Source organism: Paenibacillus sp. JT31N11 (assembly GCF_056269285.1).
The window spans coordinates 22,871-46,515 of the sequence record NZ_JBWDNQ010000016.1 but is presented as its reverse complement, the minus strand read 5'-3'; the positions used below and the strand labels follow the sequence as shown (position 1 = coordinate 46,515).

The window sequence follows — 23,645 nt, the reverse complement described above, 5'->3', positions numbered from 1 at the left end:
GCCAGCATGGAACGCTCGGGGTGGAGAGCGAGCAGGGGAGAGGGAGCTCTCTTACTTCATAATGCCTGTAACCGCGGATGAACAGCATAAAGGGCATGAGGGCTGCGGTTCTCGTCTCCCCTAAAGCCCAAAAAGATCAAAAGGGAGCTTCAACAGCCGGAGGGAGGTCCGGACTTGTAAAACTTTATCAAATTAGCCCGGGGGCGGTTGTTGAGTAAATAATGGAAAGGTTATAATATTAAGGATTGGGTTGGATAGATGTATATATAGAGGAGGAACTGTATTGAACTCGTCAGGTTTGGAGTCAAAACCAGCTTCCGTGGATCTGAGCGGAATCAGGAGAGGGCCGATTATAACCGCCCTCATTATCGGTGCGTTTGTGGCGATTTTGAACGAGACGCTGCTCAGCAACGCCCTTCCCGATCTGATGCGGGAATTCGGCATTGAGCTGTCGACCATTCAATGGCTGTCCACGGCTTATATGCTCGTAATCGGCGTGCTGGTACCGGTTACTGCGCTGCTGCAGCAGTGGTTTACGACCAGGCAGATGTTTTTATCGGCGATGATTTTATTTCTTGTGGGTACCCTGGTTTGTTCGATATCGTCTACCTTCGGGGTGCTCCTGGTCGGGCGGGTTATTCAGGCGATGGGAACGGGCCTGCTGCTTCCGATTATGATGAATACGATTCTGGCGATCTATCCTCCGGATAAACGGGGAGGGGCTATGGGGCTCATGGGTCTTGTGATCATGTCAGCTCCCGCGATCGGACCGACACTGTCCGGGCTGATCATCGATTCTCTGGATTGGCGCTGGCTGTTCTATCTCGTCCTTCCGTTGACGGCTTTCTCCATCGTGTTCGCTGCGGTGTATTTGAAGAATGTATCGGATATAACCAAGCCCAAGGTCGATATTCTCTCCATTATTATCTCGACCATCGGCTTCGGCGGGCTTGTGTATGGCTTCAGTAAAGCGGGCGGCGGCTCATGGTCCGATCCTGAAGTCTACTGGACGATCATTATCGGATGTGTTGCGCTCGCGCTGTTCGTCTGGCGTCAGCTGACCATGAAGGAACCGCTGCTGGATTTGCGGGCTTTCAAATTTCCTATGTTTTCATTGGTTGTCGTCCTGCTGCTTGTGCTGATGATGACGATGTTCTCCACGCTGACGCTGCTGCCTCAGTTCCTGCAAAGCGTTCTGGCCATGTCTGCCTTGACATCGGGGCTTGTCATGATGCCGGGAAGTATTCTCAATGGCATCATGGCGCCGGTCTCGGGAGTGCTGTTTGACAAATACGGACCAAGATTGCTTGTTGTGCCGGGTCTTGTGCTCGTTGTCGCGTCTCTGGCGCTGTTTATGGGCATCCATACGGGATCGTCGACAGGATATATTATATTGAGCCATATTATTATGCTGGTCGGCATTTCACTTGTGATGATGCCTGCACAGACAACGGGCCTCAACCAGCTGCCGCGCCATCTCTATCCTCACGGAACGGCGATTCTCAACACGCTGCAGCAGGTTGCCGGGGCTGTCGGTACGGCCTTGTTTATCAGCATCCTGGCATCGGGAACGAAGAAGTATCTGAGCTCCCATGATGCGACCGCACCGGACGCAGCCGCACAAGGCTTGGTCGCGGGTCTGCAGACTGCCTTCCTGGTGGGCTTCATTGTCGCCCTGATCGCATTGGTGCTGGGATTCTTCCTCAAACGCACGAAGGCGCCGGAGGAAGACCAGCAGCAAGCGGCTTGACGAAGCAAGAAAACTATGGCCGCCAATATGGGGCAGCCGGCTTTCAGGCCGGCATGAGCGGGACAGCGGTCCGCTTCGAACGTCCGCCATATTTCCGCAAAACGAGCGCCCCGGGTTCATGATCCCGGGGCGTTTTGTCTTATTGCCCATTCCAACGCGGTAGAGGCGAAGCTTCAAGCGGCTTTGGGGCAGCCTTCTTTATTCTTCAGGAACCGTGGTTCCTCCATTTGTGGATAAGTTGGGTATAAAATGGGGATAAGTTGCTTGATTTCTCTATCGCCGCAGGTTGCAGAGAGTGCTGCCGGAATTCCCCGTGATGCTCCCCGGCTGGGACAGGCTCGTCCCTGATACCGTATTGCCTTCCCAATCCTGAACGCGAAGCATTCGCCGTAACGTTAAGAATGAGCATAAAAACCTTAATTTTGATCTATTTTTTTACGATGCGGGTTGCGTTACGATTAAAATGTAATCGCTATCATCAAAATGCGGAAGGGGCATGCGGGATGAGTCAACAAAGCCAACACCAAATACCGGACACGCTGCTGCTGGAAGAGCGGGCCAGGCATGTATTGAACGCCATTATCGGAATGGCGGATGAAGATTATAACTATATTCCGTTCTTTAATGCGGATTTTGTATCCAAACCGGCTTTTATGACCCATGGCGACTGGGACTACGGCTCCAGCCACGGGCGTTTGATCGATTCGGTTACGCTTGCGCGGCATATGACCGGAGAGATGTTCGGCGAGGACGTGGAGCGTCACTATAAAGAAAATCTGCTCAGCTTCTTCAAGGAGGACGGGCTGAGCTACCGTCAGGTTAATAGGCAGGGGAACTGGGGAGAAGCGGCCAATCTGATCGACCAGCGGGCCGTCATTCTGTCCTTGACAACATGGTATATGGCGACAGGCGATCCAGCGGTGAAGGAAGCGGCGGACAAGCATGTTGCCGCATTGAAACGGATTGCCGTCAAGGAGAAGGATGTCTGGTATTACCCGGCATCCGAGCACCTGGAGACCGGCTGGCCTTCGAGAAATGCGGTGCAGATCCGTCTTGCGCCGGACCCGGCTTCATTCTGCGGGCGGCTGATGATGCCCTTGCTGAAGTACCACGAGGTAACCGGAAATCCGGACGCCCTTGAGCTATGTGAATATTTCACGGCCTTAATCATTAAGCGCAGCGGCGTCTATAACGAGGACGGAAGCTTCAATTCTTCGCTGGCCTATCGCAGCGGGCATTTTCATACCCGGATCGGCACGCTTGACGCGCTGGCGCGCTTTGGCCGTTATACCGGGGATGCTTCGATCATCGCTTTTGTGAAGAAGAGCTATGATTGGGCCCTCACCAAATGCACGCGCTTCGGATGGACGCCGGGCGATATGCAGGAGCAGGCTTATGAGCATGAGACCTGCTCGCTGGTTGATTTGATTTCCACCGGCATTACGCTTGCGCACTGCGGCTACACCCACTATTGGGGAGTGGTGGAGCGGTTCATCCGCAATCATCTGACGGAATCCCAGCTGCTCGACCTCGATTGGGTGGAGGAAGCGGACAACAAGGATGGCGACATACTTGGGAAAAAGACCTTCTACAAAGTCGCGCAGCGCACGCGCGGCGCGTTCGCCGGTTATTCGGCGCCCAACGATTTCTGCTGCGACGTCAATCACGGCCGGGGCCACACCAGCGATTTGCAGCTGTGCTGCATCGGATCGGGCACAAGAGGATTGTTCATGGGCTGGAGCAATATTATTACCGAGGATAAAGGCACCGTACGGGTCAATCTGCTGCTCAGCCGCGGGTCCCGTCTCCTTGATGTGAGCAGCTATCTTCCCCACGAAGGCAGGCTCGAGCTTAAGATTCATCAGGATATCGCCAATCTGGAAGTGCGGATTCCCGAATGGGCCGGCTACAACCAGGTGAAGGCGGAGTGGTCCGGAAGCGGGGAGGGGCGCATTACAGCCGGCAATCAGCCGGGGGTCTGGATCAAGGATTGCTTCTTCCGTCTGGGCAGGGCAAGCGCCGGGGATACCATCGTCATCACTTTCCCGCTCAGCCGCTATCGCACGACCGAGCACGCTGTAGGCCAGCAGTTCGAGGTGCAGTGGCAGGGAGACGATGTCATCCATATTTCGCCGGAGGGCAGCTACCACCCGCTGTATAATCACCGGAAAATCCATGACAAGGCCCCGATGCGGGAAGGCGACTACCGCCGGCCGGACACCGAATTGGTATGGTAAGTCCTGCGCGGGAGAAAGCGGTCAGGCTGGCCTATTACGGCGATGATTTTACCGGCTCGACCGACGCGCTGGAAGCGCTGACGCTGGCGGGATTGCGGACGGTGCTGTTTCTTGATCTTCCGACGCGTGAGATGCTGGACCGGGAATTTGCGGACATTGAGGCATTCGGCATTGCCGGTACCGCGCGTGCGCTCACTCCGGAGCAGATGGAGGCGGAGCTGCCGGATATATTCCGCTTCCTGGCGGAATCGGGTGCCGCTGTCTGCCATTACAAGACCTGCTCGACCTTCGATTCCTCTCCCGGAATCGGCAGTATCGGCAAAGCGGTGGAGCTGGCTCGCCGGACCTTCTCCGCCCAGCGGTATGTGCCGCTTGTCGTCGGCGTTCCGGCATTGAAGCGGTATACCGTCTTCGGCCAGCATTTTGCCGCGGTGCATGGCATCGCGCACCGGCTGGACCGTCATCCCGTAATGTCCCGGCATCCGGTGACGCCGATGGATGAAGCCGATCTGCTCCGGCATCTCGCCGCGCAGACAACGGCGCGCAGCGTGCTCGTGGATATTCTGGAGCAAGGCGATTCTGCGGATGCCCTGGAGGAGGCTGTCGAAAGGAAGCTGGAGGAGCACCCGGAGATTATTTTGTTCGATGTGCTGGATCAGGAGCGTCTGGCCCGGGTCGGCGGGCTGATGTGCAAGGAAGCCGCCCGCGGACCGCTGTTTGCGGCTGGCTCGTCCGGCGTGGAATATGCGCTGTCGGCCTATTGGCAGGCTTCGGGAACGGCATACGGGGAGAAAGCCTTCTCTGCCGGAGCGGCAGGCGGCTCCGTCCCCCATCAAGCGCCGCAATGTACGTCGGGCGCGGAGTCTGCCGGAGCGGCGGGATCGGCGCCTGTTGGAGCGGTCGACGGGACGTCCGCTGGACTTGCGGAACCGGTGGCTCCTGAAGCGGCGGAACCGATCCTCGTTGTCTCCGGCAGCTGCTCGTCGATGACGCAAATGCAGATCGATTATGCGCTGGCATCCGGCTTTGCCGGCATCAGGATCGATCCGGGCGAATGGATAGACGGCAGCGGAAGCGGGGCGGCATCCACGCGCATTGCGTCAGAGGCGCTCCGTCTCCTGCGCCAGGGAACGAGCGTGATCATTTATTCCGCCAAAGGTCCCGGGGATGCCAGCATCGCCCGGACGAAATCCAGCCTGCATGCCGCCGGCAGAAGCAGCCGGGATACCGGAACGATGATCGGCGAGGCGCTGGGACGCATCTGCCGGGCCGTCATGATGGGGAAGCGGCTGCGGCGTATCGCGGTGGCGGGAGGGGATACATCCGGTTATGTAATGAAGCAGCTCGACATCTGCGCGCTGGAAATGACGGGGCAGATCACTCCGGGCGTGCCGCTCTGCCGGACCTATTCCCATAACTCTCCATTCGCCGGATTGGAGCTGGCCTTGAAGGGCGGCCAGATGGGCGGCGAGGATTTCTTCGTCAAGGTTAGGAATGGGCGGGAATAACGGGAGTTGAATCGTATGAACCGGTACCAAATCATGCGGAATGCATGTCGTCCGCTGACCGTGAAGGACTTAAGGGAGGGACTATTTTGAAAACAGTGGTGGCGGTATATACCGGTCAGGGATTGGCCGAGCCGATGAAACGGATCTATGAGGAGCAGCTGCCGGGGTGCAGAGTCGTGACCATCGTTGATGACAGTCTGATCTACGATGTCGTCCAGGCGGGAGGAGTAACTCCTGCGGTCACCCGGCGGCTGATTCAATATTACCAGAACGGAGCGGAGATGGGCGCTGACGTCATTTTCAATACCTGCTCGTCCGTGGGGGAGGTGGCCGATCTCGCCCGCAGCATGATCGACGTGCCGATCGTCAAGATCGATGACGCGATGACGCTTGAAGCGGCGGCGAAGTATGAACGGATCGGCGTGCTCGCCACGCTGCCGACGACGCTTGAGCCGACGAAGCGGCTGATCCGCAGGCAGGCGGAGCTTCTGGGCAGAGACGTTGTCATTATCGACGGTCTGGCGGCTGGCGCTTATGACGCGCTGGTGAGCGGAGAGCCGGAGCGGCATGATGCCATTCTGCTGGATACCGCAAGAAGGGTGGCCGGACAGGCGGACGTCCTGGTGCTGGCGCAGGGCTCGATGGCGCGGATGGAGAAAGAGCTTGGCGCAATCGGCATTCCGGTGCTGTCTAGCCCGCTGCGCGGCGTACTTGCGGTTAAGAAGCTTCTGGAGGTGCCAAAGCCATGACAACTGAACCGGCAGCGGCAAACAGGCAGCCCGACTGGTCCAATCTGAATGTCCTGGAACGAAATACGGTCGCTCCGCACGCCGATCTGCTTCCCTATGCCGACTGGGAGTCGGCACTTGAGCCTGACCGCGGGACAACGCCGAATGTGCGGCTGCTTAACGGGAATTGGCAGTTCCATTATGCGGAATCGCCGCAGGCCGCGCCGGAAGGCTTCGAGGCCGACGGCTATGACGCGGCGGGATGGGATACGATTCCCGTGCCGGGCAACTGGCAGCTGCATGGATACGGACACCCTCACTACAGCAGCTGCCCCTACCCGTTTCCGGTCGATCCGCCGCATGTGCCGCAGGAAAATCCCGTCGGCTGCTACCGCACGGGATTTGTACGGCCGGGCGGCTGGGACGGGCGGCGCATCCATCTGGTGTTCGAAGGCGTGGATTCCGCTTTTCACCTATGGGTGAACGGGGAGGAAGCCGGCTACAGCCAGGGGAGCCATCTGCACTCCGAATTCGATATCACGGATATGCTCCGTCAGGGGGAGAATGCGCTTGCGGTGCGCGTCTATCAATGGTCGGACGGCAGCTATCTGGAAAGTCAGGACAAGTGGCGGATGAGCGGGATTTTCCGCGACGTTTACCTGATGGCGCTGCCGGCTGTGCGCGTCTCGGATGTTTATGTGCAGACCCGGTTCGACGACCGTTACGAGGATGCCGTACTTGATATCCGTATCGATGCGGAGAACATAACCGGCGTTTCCGCCGACGGTTATGAGCTGCGGGCGACCTTGCTTGATGCGGGCCGCGGGGTGGTCTTTGACCGCAGCAGTCCCCTGCCGCTGCCCTTATCCAGCGGCGGCCAGTGCCGGTTCCATATTGAGGAGACTGTGAAGTCGCCGCTGCAGTGGACGGCGGAGACACCGAATCTGTATACGCTGCTGCTCACGCTGTATGACGGGGAGAACCGGCTGCAGGAAGTGAAGCGGATTGCCGTTGGATTCCGGGATGTGCAGACCAGGGACGGTCGTCTGCTCGTCAACGGGAGGTCCGTTATTATTAAGGGCGTTAACCGCAATGAATTCGATCCCCGGCTCGGGTTTGTTACGACATGGGAGGCAATGGTGCAGGATATTACGCTGATGAAACGCCACAACATCAATACCGTCCGCTTGTCCCATTACCCCAACGACCGGCGGTGGCTGGATCTGTGCGACCGCTACGGCATGTATGCGATTGACGAAACGGATCTGGAGACGCACGGCATCCGCTTTATTGAGAATACGGCCTATAAGGAATCGAGCGCCGCTGAATTTTTTGCCGGCGAGAGCTGGCTGTCGAAGCAGCCGGAGTGGCGGGAGGCGTATGTGCAGCGGGCCAGACGGATGGTGGAGAAGGACAAGAACCATCCGTCGGTCATCATCTGGTCGCTGGGCAACGAATCCGGCTATGGGCCGAACCACGATACGATGGCCGAATGGGTCAGGCAGGCCGACCCCACCCGGCCGATTCACTATGAACGGGCTTATGAAGCGCCGATGGTGGATATCGTAAGCTCCATGTATCCTGCCGTGGAGACGATTATCAAGGAAGGGCAAAAAAACGACAGCCGCCCTTTTCTGATGTGCGAGTTCGGTCACGCCATGGGCAATGCCGTCGGCAATATGCAGGAATATTGGGAGGCCATTTACGCCTATCCGCGCCTGATCGGCGGTCTGATCTGGGAATGGCAGGACCATGGGATCGTCAGGCAGACGGAATCCGGCGGGGAGTGGACCGCCTACGGCGGAGATTTCGGAGAGGAGCCGCACAGCGGGCATTTCTGCATCGACGGTCTGGTCTTTCCGGACCGCGAGCTGAAGGCGTCGATTCTGGAGTACAAGAAGGCGATCGAGCCTGTGAAAATCAAAGCCGCCGATGCGGGGTCCGGTCAATTTAAGGTGATTAACCGTTATGATTTTCTGACCCTGGAGCATCTGCACGGTCAGTGGCAGCTGATGCGCGACGGCGAAATAATGGAACAGGGCTCCCTGCCTGTTCTCAAAACAGCGGCAGGAGAGGAAGAGGACGTATCCGTACCGCTGAACCCGGCGTTTATGGCGGCTGACGGTGAATACTGGCTGCATATCCGTTTCTCGCTTGCGGACAATACGGTGTGGGCGGAACCCGGCCATGAGGTGGCCTGGGCCGATCTGCCGATCGGAAGAGTGAGCGCGGCCAAGTCGGATCATGCCCGGCATGCGGCGGCAGCGACGGACCAGGAGGCACGGCCGACAGCCGCACCGCCGCTGTCCGTTGGCCGTACGCCGCTGCGCCTGACATCCTCGGATCAAGCGGTGTCGGTGCAGGGAGCGAATTTCTCCCTCGTTTTCAACAAGCTGACAGGCAGATTGGATTCCTGGACCTTCCGAAATATGCCGCTGCTGCTGTCGGGACCCAGGATCAATCTGTGGCGCGCGCCGATTGACAACGACTTCAATCTCGCGAAGGCGTGGCGCAAAGCAGGCTACGACAGGCTCGTCACGATGTTCAGGAATATGACGGTGGAGACGACCGGCGGTCATACCGTTCGCATTGTGACGGATGCCGCGGCCGGGGCGAGAGGGGAGTTAGTCGCCTTTCGTACGCGCATGGTTTATACGATTCACGGCAGCGGCGACCTGCAGATCGAAGCGTCGATCGAACCGCGGGAGGGGCTTCCGCCACTGCCGCGCTTCGGCCTGGAGCTTGCCATGCCGGCCGGATTCGGGCAGTTCTCGTGGTTCGGAAGAGGCCCGCATGAATGCTATTCCGACCGCAAGGAGAGCGGCAAGCTTGGTGTTTACAGCGGAACGGTAGAGGAGCAGTACGTACCTTACATCAAGCCGCAGGAGAACGGCAACAAATCCGATGTCCGCTGGTCCGCCGTCACGGACAGGAGCGGCACGGGTCTGCTGTTCGACGGCGGGAAACTGTTCGATACGAGCGTGCATCATTATTCGACCGGGGATCTCACCATGACGAAGCATCGGCATAAGCTGACCCGCCTGGATGAGACGATTGTAAAGCTGGACGCGGCGCAAAGCGGAATCGGCAATCACAGCTGCGGGTATGCGCCGACTCTGGAGCAGTACTTGATCAGACCGGAGCCTATGGCGTTCAAGCTCCGTCTAAAGCCTTTCTCCATGAACGAGTCGTCTCCCATGCGGCTGAGCAGGACAAAGCCCGTCTAAAGAAGGCAATCTCCAGATAAGGATGTGATCTGCGTTTGTTCAAGGGCAAAATAAACAAAATCCTCTATGGCGGGGATTATAACCCCGAGCAGTGGCCCAGGGAAGTATGGGATGAGGATATGCGGCTGTTCAAGCTGGCCGGTGTTGATATCGCTACGGTGAATGTCTTCTCCTGGGCGCTCAATCAGCCGGATGAGGAAACGTATTGCTTCGAATGGCTCGATGACGTGATGGATATGCTTCACCGCAATGGCGTATGGGCATGCCTGGCTACAGGCACGGCCGCCCATCCCGCCTGGATGGCCAAGCGCTACCCGGACGTGCTGCTGGTCGATTCTGAAGGCAGGAAGCGAAAATTCGGCAGACGCCACAATTCATGTCCGAACAGCCCCACTTACCGCCAATACTCCACGAGGATGGCGAGCAAGCTGGCCGAACGGTACAAGAATCATCCGGCGCTGCTGCTGTGGCATGTCAATAATGAATATGGGCTCCGCTGCTATTGCGACAACTGCGAGCAGGCGTTCCGCGTATGGCTCAAGCGGCGCTACGGCTCTCTTGATGCGCTGAACGCCGCATGGAATACCCGTTTCTGGGGCCACACCTTCTATGACTGGGACGAAATCGTGCTCCCCAGCCTGCTGAGCGAGCATCTGAGCGCAAGGGATGTGGACCAAACGGCATTCCAGGGCATCTCGCTCGACTATGACCGATTCATGTCCGACAGCTTGCTGGGCACTTATCTGGATGAATATCATGCAATCAAAACGATCATTCCGGACGCGGTCGTGACGACGAATCTGCAGAGCAATGGGGCCTACAAGCCGCTGGATTATTTTAAATGGGCACCTCATCTGGATATCGCCGCGCTGGACTGCTACCCGACGAACGATATGCCGATGAGCGTCGTGGCGATGCGGCATGATCTGATGCGCGGCTTGAAGAACGGTGATTCTTATCTGCTGATGGAGCAGAGCCCGAGCCAATTGAACTGGAAGCCGTACAACGCGCTTAAGCGTCCCGGCGTCATGCGGCTGTGGAGCTATCAGGCGATTGCGCGCGGCGCGGACAGCGTGATGTTCTTCCAGATGCGCCGCTCGGCCGGCGCGTTCGAGAAGTTCCATGGCGCGGTGATCGACCATGCGGGCCATGAGCATACGCGCGTCTTCCGCGAATGCGCAGAGCTGGGCGGCGAGCTGCAGGAGCTCGGCGGCAAGCTGCTGGGGGCCCGTGTGGAGGCCGGGGTGGCTCTCCTGTTCGATTGGGAAAACTGGTGGGCGCTTGAGCATTCCAGCGGTCCGAGCGCCGGATTGAAATATTTGAACGAAATGCAGAGCTATTATGATGCGTTCTATGGACAGAACATTCAGGTCGATCTAGTCGGCACGGATGCCGATTTGAGCCGGTACGGGCTCGTCATTGCGCCAGTGCTGTATATGGTCAAGCCGGGTGTCGCGGACAAGCTGAAGCGGTACACAGAGGGAGGCGGAATCTTCGTCACGACCTTCTTCAGCGGCATTGTCGGTGAAAGCGATCTGGTTGCCGCAGGCGGTTATCCCGGGGAACTGCGGGAGCTGCTCGGCATATGGGTGGAGGAGATCGACGCCCTGTTCCCGGAGCAGCGCAACCGGATCGTAATGAAAGAGCCGCTTGGCAGTCTCGGCGGAGAGTATGCATGCGGTCTCTTATGCGATCTGCTGCACCCGGAAGGAGCCGAGGTATTGGCCGAATACGGAGAAGAATTTTACCGGGGAATGCCGGTTCTGACCCGCAACCGGTACGGGCAGGGAGAAGCCTGGTATGTGGCGAGCAGTCCGGATGCATCGTTCCTGCGGGATCTGGCGGGGAGCTTATGCGCGATGCGGGGAATCAAGCCGCTTCTGGAGGCGGCGGAGGGGATCGAGGTCAGCCGCAGGGTGAAGGATGGACGGGCATTTCTGTTCATTTTGAATCATAACGATGCCGCTGCCGCCGTCGATCTGGGCCCTCTGGAGCAAACTGAGCTGCTAAGCGGAACAACGATGAACGGCACGGTCACGCTTCAGCCGAAGGATGTGCTGATTCTGGAAGGTTCGGAACTGTAAGTACCCGAGAGTGAGAGACTGATTAGGAGGCAATGGAACCGATGGACGCATTAAATTCGAAGCTCTGGTACCGCACGCCTGCGGGTGAGTGGGAAGAAGCGCTGCCGGTCGGCAACGGTCGGCTCGGCGGCATGGTATATGGCGGCATCAAACGGGAACGCATCCAGCTTAATGAGGACACATTATGGTCCGGCCATCCGACCGACGGCAACAATGCCGAAGCTTCGCGCTATCTGGACGAGGCCCGGCGATTGATCTTTGAGGAGCGGTATGCCGATGCGCAAACGCTGATCGAGGAGCATATGCTCGGCCCATGGGGCGAATCCTACCAGGCCATGGGCCATCTGGAGATCGAGCTGGGACACGGCGTCCAGGTGGAGGCATACAGGCGAGAGCTGGACTTGAAAGAAGCGGTCTGCCGCACCAGCTATGAATACAACGGTGTCACTTACACCCGCGAAACCTTCGTGTCGGCCGACGATCAGGTTATGGTCGTGCGGCTTGAGGCGGATAAGCCGGGCAAGCTCAGCCTGGAGGCTTCGCTGAGCAGTCCTCTGCCCTTCCGGGTGAGCAGGAGAAGCCAGGGCGGCATCCTGCTCGGGGGACAGGCCCCGGACCATGTGGAACCGAACTTCATCCAGGCGGATGAAGTGGTATTCGACCGCGGCGGCGAGGGGATGACTTTCGAAATTCATCTGCAGGCACTGAACGAGGGCGGCAGGCTGGAGGTGCATGGCGGACGCATCTTCATCCGGGATGCTCATTGTGTCACGCTGCTGTTGACGGCGGATACGAGCTACAACGGCTTTGACAAGGACCCGGTAAGGGAGGGGCGGGACCCCGGCATCCGCTGCAGCCGGTGGCTGGACGCAGCTGCGCAGCTTCCCTATGCGGAGCTGCGCAGCCGCCACATCAGGGAGCACCGGCGTTATTACGACCGCGCCGATCTGACGCTGGATGCTCCCGGCCGGAGCGATCTGCCGACGGATGAGCGGATCAAGGCGCTCCGGGCGGGGGAAGCAGATGAGCATCTGGCCGCCTTGTTCTTCCGCTACGGGCGGTATCTGCTGATCGCAAGCTCCCGTCCCGGCACGCAGGCAGCCACGCTTCAGGGGATCTGGAACCCGATGACCCGCCCGCCCTGGACCTGCAATTACACGGCGAATATCAATGTGCAGATGAACTACTGGCTGGCCGAAACCGGCAATCTCAGCGAATGCCACACACCGCTGTTCGATATGATCGGGGAGCTCGCTGTGACGGGAGGCAGAACGGCGCAGGTCCACTATAATTGCGGGGGCTGGGCATCCAATCACGGCATCGATTTGTGGCGGTCGGCTGCCCCTTCCGGCGGTCCGACCAAGGGCTCAGCGAGCTGGGCGTTCTGGCCGATGGCCGGTCCCTGGCTTTGTCAGCATCTTTGGGAGCATTACAGGTTCGGCGGGGACCTTGCTTTTCTGGAGGATCATGCTTATCCCCTTATGAAGGGCGCGGCCCGCTTCTGTCTGGATTGGCTTGTCGAGGACGGCGGAGGACATCTGGTGAGCAGCCCGTCCACCTCGCCGGAAAATTCCTTCATCGGTCCGGACGGCCGCAAGTCGGCGGTAAGCATGAGCTCGACGATGGATCGTTCGCTGATCCGGGAGCTGTTCACGAACTGCATCGAGGCCAGCATTGCGCTGGATACCGACGAAGCCTTCCGCGAGTTGCTGAAGGAGGCCTGCGGCAGGCTTCATCCGCTGCGAATCGGCCGTCACGGCCAGCTCCAGGAATGGCTGGAGGATTTCGAGGAAGCGGAGCCGGGGCACCGCCATACGGCCCATCTGTACGGGCTTCATCCGGGAAGCGAGATTACGCCGCGCGTCCGGCCGGAGCTGGCGGAAGCCTGCCGCGTCACCCTGGAGCGCCGCGCGGTTTATGAAGGGGAAGATACGATCGGCTGGTGTTTCGCCTGGCTGATTAATCAATATGCCCGTCTGGAGGACGGCGAGAAAGCGCACGGCTATCTGGTCAAGCTGCTGAAGAACCCGTTTCCCAATCTGCTCAACGCCCACCGTCATCCGAAGCTGAGCTGGTATCCCACCACGCTGGAGGCCAATTACGGCGCGGCGGCCGGCATTGCCGAGCTGCTGCTGCAAAGCCATGACGGCAGCATCGATCTGCTTCCCGCGCTTCCGAAGGCATGGCCGGCAGGCCGGATCACCGGAATTCGCGCACGCGGCGGCTTCGAACTGGACATCGAATGGGCCGATGGCCGCTTGACCCGGGCAGCCGTCCGTTCACGCTCCGGCGGAGAATGCCGTATCCGGGCGAATATGCCGCTCAGGCTGGCGGGAGCAAGACCGGCGGCCGAACCGGGAGGACCTGACCGGTCAGAAGCTGCTGTGGAATCGAGACAACCCGCAGAATCTGTGCAGTCCGCGGAGTTGGAACGCACCGCATTGTCCGGTCAATATGCGGAATCGCAGCAGTCTTGGGGCCGCAAGCAGTCCGTAGAGGACCGCAGCCGTACGGGTTCCCTCCTTATTTTCAATACCAGGGCCGGAGAATCCTATGAAATTACGCCCGGCTAAATGGTTGGCCACGCCAGGGAAGCGCTGAAACGAAACGAATGACAGGGGAAGGAACGGTTCGATGAATATTGTGGGATTGAAGGTTGAAGGCAGGGAGCATCCGCTTGGCGTCGATTGTTTGACACCGGGCTTCGGGTGGTCTTACAGGAGCCAGGGAGAGCGCTCTGTGATTCAGTCGGCCTACCGGATACGTGTCTATAAGATTCAGCAGCAGGAAGAAGCCGAGGTCTGGGATTCAGGCAGGCAGCCCGGCCGGCGGCATACCTGTATTGCGTATTCGGGAGCTCCGCTGGAATCCGCGACACGGTACTATTGGCGGGTAAATGTGTGGGACCGGGAGGGCAACCTGTGGGAGAGCGCCCTCTCCTGGTGGGAAACCGGCCTGCTTCACGCGCATGACTGGAAGGCCCGCTGGATCGGAGCGCCTGAGGGGATGACGTCACCAGATTCTCCGCTGCCTCTGCTGCGGCGGGAATTCGCCGTCCGCAAGCCGCTGAGAAGGGCAAGGGCTTATGTAAGCGGACTTGGCCATTACGAGCTGCGGCTGAACGGTGCGAAGATTGGCGACCGCGAGCTGGAGCCGGGCTGGACGCATTACGACAGAACCTGCTTGTATTCGGTATACGATATTACCGACCAGCTCGCCATAGGCGTCAATGCGGCGGGGATGATGCTGGGGAATGGCTTCTACAACGTCAGCGGCGGACGTTACACGAAGTTCAAGAATTCGTTCGGCCTGCCCAAATGCCTCGTCCAGCTGGAGCTGTATTATACCGACGGCACGAACGATACCGTGGCCAGCGACGGGAGCTGGAGCGCATGCGAGGGACCAATCACCTTCGCCTGCATATACGGGGGTGAAGACTACGACGCCCGCCGCGAACAGCCGGGCTGGGATCGTCCCGGCTTCACCGCCGCCGGGGGCAAGGGCTGGGCAGCGGCGGCGGAAACGGCCGCACCGCTCGGGACATTGCGGGTACAGCAGGCGCAGCCGCTGAAGGTCAAGCGCCGTTTTCGGCCTGAGAAGGCGATGCAGACAGCGCCCGGCGTGTGGCTGATCGATCTGGGCCAGAATTTCTCCGGCTGGACCGAGATTGCCGTCTCCGGTCCGGCCGGAGCAGAGATCATCCTGACGCCATGCGAACGCCTGAAGGGCAGCGGGCCGGATCAGCGGATGTCCGGAGCTCCTTACAGACTGACGTATACCCTGAAGGGGGAGGGTGTGGAAGTATGGCGGCCGCGTTTTACCTATTACGGGTTTCGTTATGTGCAGGTAGAGGGCGCAGAGCCGCTCCCGGACGATACCGAAGACACCGGCACCGTTACTGGCTTGGAGGATGCCGCGGAGCCGGGCATGGATCAGGCATTACGGCGCGGGGCGGCGCCGGTATCGGGGAGGGCTGTGCTGCTTGGAATCGAGGGCCAGATGATATATCCGGATATCGCCGAAACGGGCGGCTTTGAATGTTCAGATCATATGATCAACCGGATTCACGAGATTATCAATTGGGCTGTTCTAAGCAATATGAAGAGCGTATTTACGGATTGTCCGCACCGCGAGAAGCTGGGCTGGCTGGAACAGCTGCACCTGATGGGGCCGTCTGTCATGTACAACTACGATGTGGAGACCATCTTCTCCAAGGTGATGGAGGATATTCGCGATGCGCAGCAGCCAAGCGGCATGATTCCGACCACCGCTCCCGAATATATCGTTTTTCAGCCGCCGTGGGATATGTTCAGAGATTCCGTCTCCTGGGGGGCGGCTTATATTATCTCAAACTGGGATCTGCTGCTTCAATACGGCAATCGGGGATAGGAGGATGGCGCATATTTCCAAAAATTGAAGCTTGCGCTCGCGCAGGCATTCAATGCGGAATATTTTAATCCGGACACCGGTCATTATGCCGGCGGCAGCCAGACGGCGAACGCTCTGCCGCTTGTTCTCGGGCTGGCCGAAGCGGATAACCGCGAAGGGATACTGGGTGCGATTGTACGGGATATCGAGGAGAGGGGCTGGCATACCAATGCCGGGGATGTCGGCCACCGCTACGTGCTCAAGGCGCTGTCGGACAATGGGCGTTCCGATGTTATCTACCAGATGACCAGGCAGACCGACCATCCGAGCTACGGCTATCAGATCGCGAACGGGGCGACGACGCTGACAGAGGCCTGGGACGGTCCGACGGTCGGCAAATCGCAGAACCATTTTATGCTCGGACATATTGAGGAATGGTTCTATCAAGGGCTGGCAGGAATCACGACCAGGTTCGACCACGAGGAGCAAGCGTTCCGGATCACGGTGAAGCCTGCCGTAGTGGGAGATTTGAGCCATGTCAACGGACTATGCTTTACGCCTGCCGGCCAGACTGCAGTACGGTGGGAACGCTGCGGAGAGAACGGGTTCCGGATGACCGTGGACATTCCCGTGAACACGGATGCGCTGGTCTATGTGCCGGCTGTTTCCGCCGAATCTGCCAGGGAGACGGGAAGGGACGGAGATCCTGCTGCGCATGAAGTTAAGCAAATCAGCTACGAAGACGGATACGCCTTGTATGCCGTCGGGTCGGGTACATATATCTTCGAGAGCATCATAACAGCGGCACAGCGGCATCGGATGGAACAAAGCGGGCATTCATTTAGGCCATAAAATATTAACCGTCTGGCCCTGCATTTTCGTTGCAAGCTGCCTTGGATGGAGAGCGTTTTCGCATCATGCGGGGACGCTTGTTTTTTTGCCGGAGACAGCGATTTATTCGCTCCACGGGAATTCTTAACAGCTGGAATCCCGCAAGGATCGCATGACGGCGGCAGGCTTTATGTCATTTTCCATTAGTCCCAAGGAACGGTCTGCTTTCTCCTCTGGTTGTTTGAGATCATTCATCTTCATATCGCAAAGTAAAGATGAGTGCCCATTCGAGTTTGCTTAACGATTCCGGGGAGAGGTCCGCGGATTGTATTGCGTTGTTGCTCGATGCCTGCATGCCCCATAGATGAACAGGTTCACCGGCAACGAATGTACGCGGTTCGTTATTAAAGATTAATCCCCGTGCAGTCAACTGCTTTTCCCAGGGAATGGTATAGGTTACGAGGCCTGATCCGGAGTCGTATAGAGTACCGACTTTAATCGTGTTAAATGGATTCTGTCCCTCGATGGAGACGTTGTCGATTGAAATAATGACTTCGATCTCGCCGCTCTTCCGGGCATCCGAACTGAAGAACAAATCACCGATAGAGCCGGCTGAAGCGGCTATCCTGCCATTTTTCCATATATCGATATCCAGTTTTGCATGTGGTTTATTTCCTTCATAGCGTAATTTAAATGCTCCGGATATGTAGCCCAGAAAGGGCTGAAATTTTGCTCCGTCGCCCTTGAACAGATCAACAGGAGTCATTGTTATTTCAGCAGGTCCTGTGGGCTCGGGCGTTTCAGCTTCTACCGATTGCGCACAGCCAGATATCGACAACGCCAGTATGCTTATGATCATAACGATGCAGAAAGCTTTAAATTTGCTGATCATCATTGAACCTCCACCCCTCTGGATAACGTCAGTTTAATTTACCACGGAGGGGTATTCCTTACAATGGTAAAATTGGAATTTGGAGTTTTCGGGCTTCGTCCCAATAAACTGCTGCACGTCCGCTGTCGTATCCGGCACGAATTGCTGCGGGGCAATAGAGCTTGCATGATTAATTTATGGTGTGTTTCATGACAAAATGGGAAGAAAATGAAACCAATTGCATGGCACCAACTATGCATTCAACATTATTGAATTTACAATAAAAGCTATAGGCAACGAAGCTGCTATTGCGGATTAAGATGAAAAGGGGTGCAATATGATCGCTTCCCACAGGGAATCAGCCATACAAACCATTCAAACTGTGCTGTCAGCAGATCTTTCTTGCAGCGAGTCTGATTTTCTTGCTGACGGGGTATCCGTTCACAAAGCTGAGATAAGAGAGGGGAGGTTTCGTTTTCCAATTCGCGAACATGTGTTAAGCATTGTAACAATGGGCAGAGGGGTCGTTGTTTCATGTAATCCTGAACGATTAGAATGGGCAAGACAAAGTTTTATGCAGCTCGCACGCGGGCAGATCTTTTCCATGCAATCCATTGCCAAAATGGGTGATTATGTGCAAAAAGATCATCAGCATATAGCCGGACCTGTTCAGAAATATGTTTGTTCCAGCGATGATTTTACAGGCTTTAATATTCCGCAGGGAATAACCGTTTCAACTTATGACCGCAACGACGTCACCAATCTCTACGAGCATCAGAATTTTAGAAATGCGCTCTCCTATCATGCGGACAGCTCCCGTCCTGATATGCTGGCGTCGATTGCCGAGTGTGACGGAAAGATTGTAGGCATCGCCGGAGCGTCCGGGGATTGTGAGCGAATGTGGCAGATCGGTGTGGATGTCGTACCCGAATACCAAGGTCTGGGGATTGGCAAAGCCATTGTCGGCACCCTGACGAAGGCGATATTAAATGAGGGTATACTACCCTATTATTCAACCGAGATTAGCAATCTCCAGTCCAGTCAGTTGGCAGTTAGTTTAGGTTACTGGCCAGCCTGGATTCACTTATATGCCCGGTAACAAACAAACATCATGATAGTGACTCCAACGAATACGAAGTGCGAAGGAGCGGACAATGTTGAAAATAGGAAGCATGAATCATTTGCTTTTTTCTGTTGCCGATTTAGATCAATCCATTCCATTTTACAAGGATGTATTTGGTGCAAAGTTATTGGTCAAAGGCAGCAAGCTGGCTTATTTTGATTTGAACGGACTATGGTTGGCATTAAATGTGGAGGATGATATTCCGCGAAATGAAATCCAGTACTCCTATACGCATATAGCTTTTAGCGTGGAAAGCGAAGATTTTGATGCCGCGGTAAAAAAACTTGAAGATCTGGGTGTCAATATTCTCGCAGGGCGCAAACGGGATGAGAGGGATAAAAGGTCAGTTTATTTCACTGACCCTGATGGGCATAAATTTGAATTCCATACGGGAACGCTGCACGACAGGCTTTCTTATTACAAAAACGATAAATCGCACATGATTTTTTATGAGGAATAAACCTGGACTCCCTGCAGCAGACAGATTTAAGAATAATCGGATTGCAGGAGCAACTCGTCGATCACCGCTGAGATTGCTCCACTTGGCACTTATAATTCCTTTGTCATAAATACACTGTACGGATCTTCTATGTAATCCGAGAATGGCTCGCAATATTGAAATCCCAAACTTTCATAGAGTCTTCTGGCCGGGTCGAAAGCATCCATTGAGCCCGTTTCCAGACTTAGCCGCTGATAGCCGCGCTGCCTGGCTTCTTCCATGATTTGTTCAAGGATTCTCCTTGCCACGCCCTTTCTCAGATGCGCCGCAGAGGTCCGCATTGATTTTATCTCTCCATGCCGGCCATCCAGCTCCTTAAGCGCCCCGCAGCCAAGCAATTCGTTGTCTTCCCATGCGCTCCAGAAGGTGATTTCCGGTTTCTTCAATCCTTCAAGATTCAGGGCATGGATGCTCTCCGGCGGGGAATGAAGCGTCATACTCTGAAGATGCTCCCCGATTAATGCAGCCACTTCGTACCCGGTCAGGTCATCCGGTTTAATCTCCATAAAAAATCACTCCGCAGTCTCTATGATTTATTTGACAGGTAAACGCATCGCTGCAGACGTCCTTGACGCTAACGCTCTTCGGAAGACGGATTGACGGGGCGGTAGACCGTCCAGCCCGTATCCTGATGGCGAGAGCCTTGGCTGCTGTCCGGTTCCCTATGGCCGCAGCCGGCAATGGCTGCCATGACGGTTATTATGGCTAAACCCATGAATATTCTTCGTTTCATAGTATCCACCTCAAATAAATTATCCCACAGATTTGAACGGTAAAGCAACAGAAATGCCGCTTTACTGCCCGTTCCTGGTACACACCTGATGCCCCAAGCATTAATGGACTTGTGCAGTATCCTTACATCCCAGCGATCTTTTTCCCATTCTTCACGGGTGTCTGTTAATTGCAAGAACTTTGAAAGAAACAATCGCAGATAGCCAAGCAAATAAAGCGTGAGATGAACGATGCGAATAAGGATGTACTCGTCGAAACGTTAAAACGCAAAATCAAAGCACTGGGTGACGCAAGTAGAGAACATGATTTCGTTGAAATGGAGGCGTGAACCCAACGTCTTTAAGCTGGTTTGGAGTCTTGGCCAACTAAATTTACATTAGATACTTATATAAGTTTGTGATATAGTTTTATTCATGGAACCTAAAAATAACCTGACTGAGTTGAACGTTAGCGACTTCGCTATGGTTTTCGAAGATTTAACGAGGATTTTCATTCGGTTGCCGTCAATTGAAAAACTAAGCTTCACTACACTTTCCGTCCTGCACACGTTGTCCCTCAAGAGTCCCATGCGGCTTACTGAGTTGACAGTTAATGAGCAAGTTACGCAGTCGGCAATCACACAGTTGGTGACCCGACTTGAACGAGACGGGCTCGTCGAGCGCCGACCAGATCCAAATGATGGCCGAGTCGTTCAAGTGCATATTACCGCGCTGGGAGCAAATGTTATTGAATCGCGTCGTTTGAATCGTATGACGCAGCTCTCGAAATTCAGTGAAGGGCTCACTCAGGAGGAAAAACGGGCAATTGCATCCGCAATTCCCGCATTGAGGCGTCTGGTCGAACTGGGAACCGATTCGTAGTCTCAGTCGCGGTTGCATTTCCGTTGTTCATACCCGAGTGACGGACGAAACAAACGAATACAAGGAGGAACACTTATGACAACAGCTCCTTTCTTGCTTGAACCGAGTCCGATCTACGTATCGGATGAGTTACTTGCTGATCTTCAAAATCGTTTAAAGTCCACCAGATGGCCTCTCGATGCCGGTAATGATGACTGGTTTTACGGTGTTAGTCGGAACTACCTTGAGAAACTCGTCGACTACTGGATTAACGAGTTTGACTGGCGCAAATCCGAGAAGGCGATCAACGCCTACGAACACTATAAAGTAAATGTTGACGGAGTTCCTGTGCACTTTATGCGTAAACCTGGCGTGGGGCCTAAACCTGTACCATTGATCCTGTCCCATGGTTGGCCTTGGACGTTCTGGCATTGGTCCAGGGTCATTGATCCACTAGCGGACCCTGGCGCATTCGGGGGCGACCCGGCTGAAGCATTCGACGTAATCGTGCCCTCACTTCCTGGCTTTGGATTCTCGACGCCACTGCCAAACAATCCAGACATGAACTTTTGGAAAATTGCCGATCTCTGGCATACGCTCATGACCGATACTCTCGGCTATGCGAAATACGCGGCTGGGGGATGCGATGTAGGTGCTCTCGTGACCGGTCAACTGGGACACAAATATAGTGACGAGCTCTACGCAATACATATCGGGTCTGCTCTAAAGCTGAATTTTTTTAACGGGGATCGCGCCTGGGATTTTGCCGGAGGCCGTCCTCTACCTGATAATATCCCTGAGAGTATTCGATCTAAGATACTGGAAATTGATCGCCGCTTTGCATCGCACCTCGCCGTACACGTTATTGATCCCGGCACACTCGCATTCGGACTGTGCGACTCGCCAGTTGGAATGCTTGCATGGATCTTGGAACGATGGGTGAAGTGGAGTGACAATAAAGGCAACGTCGAGAATGTCTTTACTAAGGACGACATCCTTACACACGCAACAATCTTCTGGGTAAACAACGCCATCGAAACCTCGATGCGCGTCTATGCGAACAATAACCGATATCCATGGACACCCGATCATAGTCGCTCGCCTGTCATTGAGGCACCAACCGGTATAACCTTTGTGGGCTACGAAAATCCGCCGGGTATCACGACCGAAAATCGCGTACCGAATTTTCTCGACAGCGATCGCGCTCCTTGGTACAACCACGTCAACATTTCCGCTCACGAGCAGGGAGGACACTTCATCCCCTGGGAAATTCCGGACAAGTGGGTTGAGGATTTGCGCCGAACCTTCCGAGGACGTCGATAAGAGATTCAACAGATCAAGCTTTCAATAAAGGATTGCGGTTCTTTGGTCGTTTGCTATTGAACTAACCGCGAACGATAGTTAATCATAAAGGGTTCCACATATTAGTCATGCATAATATGTGGAACCCTTTATTTTATTTGATTTTCTTATGATTAGGTCTTGATAATTTTTAATAAAGTACTAGGTTAGGAAAATAAAGTTGTAGACTGATCGTAGTCCGGGGGCATCAGTTCAACGCCATTGGCACACTTCGAGGACACTGGGACCAGCTGCGCGGGGAAGCAGAAGCGTGCGCTCATGGTTGTTCTTCCCGAAGGCACCGGTTCGGCGCGATCGGCGCACGCACTAGTAATTTCATTGCTGTCCTGAGAGACGTTGTATTGTGTACTTTATCCGTTTGTATTTTACAGCTCGTCGTAAAACTCTGCTTGACTTAATTTCATTCACTGTAGACGCTCCGGATACGTAGCTGGGGCTGGTCGGCTGCCATTGTGTTTAATTTAAAGGCAACGATCCCCTTAAATTGAATAACTCGACAAATATTGGTCATCGGTATAAGTCACTGTTTATCCTTAAATAGAAATTTTCAACTGTATAGCAGTTTTATTAATTAATAAAAACTTGCGTGTTATTTGAGGAATTGCTTTTTATGATTTTTGACATAATTGATGGTAATCGCAAAGTATACAATAGCTACGACATTTACTATAACTTCCAAATAGGCTGGAAAGTTATACCACGGTAAAATAAATAGCCAAACAACTACCAAAATTGCTGTAATTACGTATAAGAATTTAAATTTATCAGTCATTTCTATTTTCTCCTTTAATTTTAAATCATTAGATATATTGTTCTGTAAGCCTTATAGGCCAAAACCAATATTCCAATCCTCATAATGGTCTATCGGCTACATTCACCGGATGAAGACGGGAGTAGTAAGAACGTCCGATGAAAAGTCCCCCAATGACAAAAATGATAGATTCCAAGATCCCAATCCCATCCGTAGCTAAATATGATGGAATCACTATATTCATTGCGACTTTCAGAGCAACAAACACTATAAGTGTTCCAACTATCCAGAATTTCATTTTGCCATTTCCCATTTTTCCGCTTTTGTTAAGAAATATTACCCACCCTTGAATTAACCCGGATATGAAGCCCAATACAATTATCAACAATAGCAAAATCCACTCTTTCGTTCCAATGTCTTTTATCGTAAGCGCCCACACGACTCCGACAACCAGCAGCATCGCTCCGATAAGAAATATTCTGTCTAAACCTTTCATGGCTATGCATCTCCTTTGTGAAATTTTAAAATAGTACGTCTCCTACTTTTCAACAGCGAAATAACTTCGTCTAGGAAGCTGAAGCGATACGTCTCTTAACTGAAAATTGGGTAAGCTTCGAATGTCTAAGGCCAGCATTCCGTGTCTCCTTAATCAAATTGTGTATTTCGTGTATGCACAATATATCATGCGGAGATTTATTAAGTCAATTATCAAATGTTTTTTCCATAGGCATTCAT

General features: G+C 55.0%; 18 protein-coding genes and 1 pseudogene. 15 read left to right on the top strand and 4 right to left on the bottom strand.

What is annotated here, in order from left to right; translation table 11 throughout:
• Positions 1–298 precede the first annotated feature (298 nt).
• From AC0YNV_RS33540 to AC0YNV_RS33490, 11 genes and pseudogenes are all read left to right on the top strand, one after another.
• Entirely contained in the window at positions 299–1,750 is a 1,452-nt protein-coding gene (locus tag AC0YNV_RS33540; RefSeq protein ID WP_475772011.1) for an MDR family MFS transporter, read from the top strand.
• Positions 1,747–1,872: a hypothetical protein gene (locus tag AC0YNV_RS33535; RefSeq protein ID WP_475771927.1), complete on the top strand. Its 126-nt coding sequence runs from the start codon at positions 1,747–1,749 to the stop codon at positions 1,870–1,872. The genes AC0YNV_RS33540 and AC0YNV_RS33535 overlap by 4 nt, the downstream gene beginning before the upstream one ends.
• A 381-nt stretch (positions 1,873–2,253) precedes the next feature.
• Entirely contained in the window at positions 2,254–3,987 is a 1,734-nt protein-coding gene (locus AC0YNV_RS33530; RefSeq protein WP_475771926.1) for a glycoside hydrolase family protein, read from the top strand.
• A complete protein-coding gene (locus AC0YNV_RS33525) occupies positions 3,981–5,495 on the top strand; it encodes a four-carbon acid sugar kinase family protein (protein WP_475771925.1) in 1,515 nt (504 codons plus the stop codon). The genes AC0YNV_RS33530 and AC0YNV_RS33525 overlap by 7 nt, the downstream gene beginning before the upstream one ends.
• Before the next feature lie 95 nt (positions 5,496–5,590).
• Positions 5,591–6,244 (top strand): aspartate/glutamate racemase family protein, encoded by a 654-nt coding sequence (locus AC0YNV_RS33520; protein ID WP_475772010.1) that lies wholly within the window; start codon positions 5,591–5,593, stop codon positions 6,242–6,244.
• Positions 6,241–9,450 (top strand): glycoside hydrolase family 2 TIM barrel-domain containing protein, encoded by a 3,210-nt coding sequence (locus AC0YNV_RS33515; protein ID WP_475771924.1) that lies wholly within the window; start codon positions 6,241–6,243, stop codon positions 9,448–9,450. Before AC0YNV_RS33520 ends, AC0YNV_RS33515 begins: the two co-directional genes overlap by 4 nt.
• A gap of 35 nt (positions 9,451–9,485) precedes the next feature.
• The gene (locus AC0YNV_RS33510) at positions 9,486–11,534 is read left to right on the top strand and encodes a beta-galactosidase (protein WP_475771923.1); all 2,049 of its coding nucleotides are present in this window, start codon (positions 9,486–9,488) and stop codon (positions 11,532–11,534) included.
• A 41-nt stretch (positions 11,535–11,575) separates the two neighbouring features.
• On the top strand, positions 11,576–14,107 hold the full coding sequence (locus AC0YNV_RS33505; protein ID WP_475771922.1) for a glycoside hydrolase family 95 protein: 2,532 nt from the start codon (positions 11,576–11,578) through the stop codon (positions 14,105–14,107).
• A 61-nt stretch (positions 14,108–14,168) separates the two neighbouring features.
• On the top strand, positions 14,169–15,923 hold the full coding sequence (locus AC0YNV_RS33500; protein ID WP_475771921.1) for a family 78 glycoside hydrolase catalytic domain: 1,755 nt from the start codon (positions 14,169–14,171) through the stop codon (positions 15,921–15,923).
• 15 nt (positions 15,924–15,938) lie between these two features.
• Positions 15,939–16,340: pseudogene (locus tag AC0YNV_RS33495) on the top strand (alpha-L-rhamnosidase-related protein); the annotation flags it as partial.
• Positions 16,317–16,754 (top strand): alpha-L-rhamnosidase C-terminal domain-containing protein, encoded by a 438-nt coding sequence (locus AC0YNV_RS33490; protein ID WP_475772009.1) that lies wholly within the window; start codon positions 16,317–16,319, stop codon positions 16,752–16,754. The pseudogene AC0YNV_RS33495 and the gene AC0YNV_RS33490, both read left to right, overlap by 24 nt.
• Positions 16,755–16,980: 226 nt before the next feature.
• On the opposite strand, the gene AC0YNV_RS33485 is transcribed toward AC0YNV_RS33490, so the two are convergent.
• A complete protein-coding gene (locus AC0YNV_RS33485; RefSeq protein ID WP_475771920.1) occupies positions 16,981–17,628 on the bottom strand; it encodes a hypothetical protein in 648 nt (215 codons plus the stop codon).
• Positions 17,629–17,941: 313 nt separating this feature from the next.
• On the opposite strand from AC0YNV_RS33485, the gene AC0YNV_RS33480 reads away from it, so the two are divergent.
• Together AC0YNV_RS33480 and fosB are read left to right on the top strand one after the other, a co-directional pair.
• A complete protein-coding gene (locus AC0YNV_RS33480) occupies positions 17,942–18,703 on the top strand; it encodes a GNAT family N-acetyltransferase (protein ID WP_475771919.1) in 762 nt (253 codons plus the stop codon).
• A gap of 55 nt (positions 18,704–18,758) precedes the next feature.
• Positions 18,759–19,187, top strand: coding sequence for a metallothiol transferase FosB (gene fosB / locus AC0YNV_RS33475; RefSeq protein WP_475771918.1), 429 nt, complete (start codon positions 18,759–18,761; stop codon positions 19,185–19,187).
• A gap of 89 nt (positions 19,188–19,276) precedes the next feature.
• Here fosB and AC0YNV_RS33470 read toward each other — a convergent pair whose 3' ends face one another.
• A complete protein-coding gene (locus AC0YNV_RS33470) occupies positions 19,277–19,732 on the bottom strand; it encodes a GNAT family N-acetyltransferase (RefSeq protein ID WP_475771917.1) in 456 nt (151 codons plus the stop codon).
• Positions 19,733–19,800: 68 nt separating this feature from the next.
• Positions 19,801–19,959, bottom strand: a complete 159-nt coding sequence (locus AC0YNV_RS33465) for a hypothetical protein (protein WP_475771916.1) — start codon at positions 19,957–19,959, stop codon at positions 19,801–19,803.
• A 412-nt stretch (positions 19,960–20,371) separates the two neighbouring features.
• On the opposite strand from AC0YNV_RS33465, the gene AC0YNV_RS33460 reads away from it, so the two are divergent.
• On the top strand, positions 20,372–20,818 hold the full coding sequence (locus AC0YNV_RS33460; protein WP_475771915.1) for a MarR family transcriptional regulator: 447 nt from the start codon (positions 20,372–20,374) through the stop codon (positions 20,816–20,818).
• Between the two features lie 75 nt (positions 20,819–20,893).
• On the top strand, positions 20,894–22,120 hold the full coding sequence (locus AC0YNV_RS33455; protein ID WP_475771914.1) for an epoxide hydrolase family protein: 1,227 nt from the start codon (positions 20,894–20,896) through the stop codon (positions 22,118–22,120).
• Between the two features lie 890 nt (positions 22,121–23,010).
• Here the strand turns inward: AC0YNV_RS33455 and AC0YNV_RS33450 are convergent.
• Entirely contained in the window at positions 23,011–23,406 is a 396-nt protein-coding gene (locus tag AC0YNV_RS33450) for a hypothetical protein (protein ID WP_475771913.1), read from the bottom strand.
• Between the last annotated feature and the right edge of the window lie 239 nt (positions 23,407–23,645).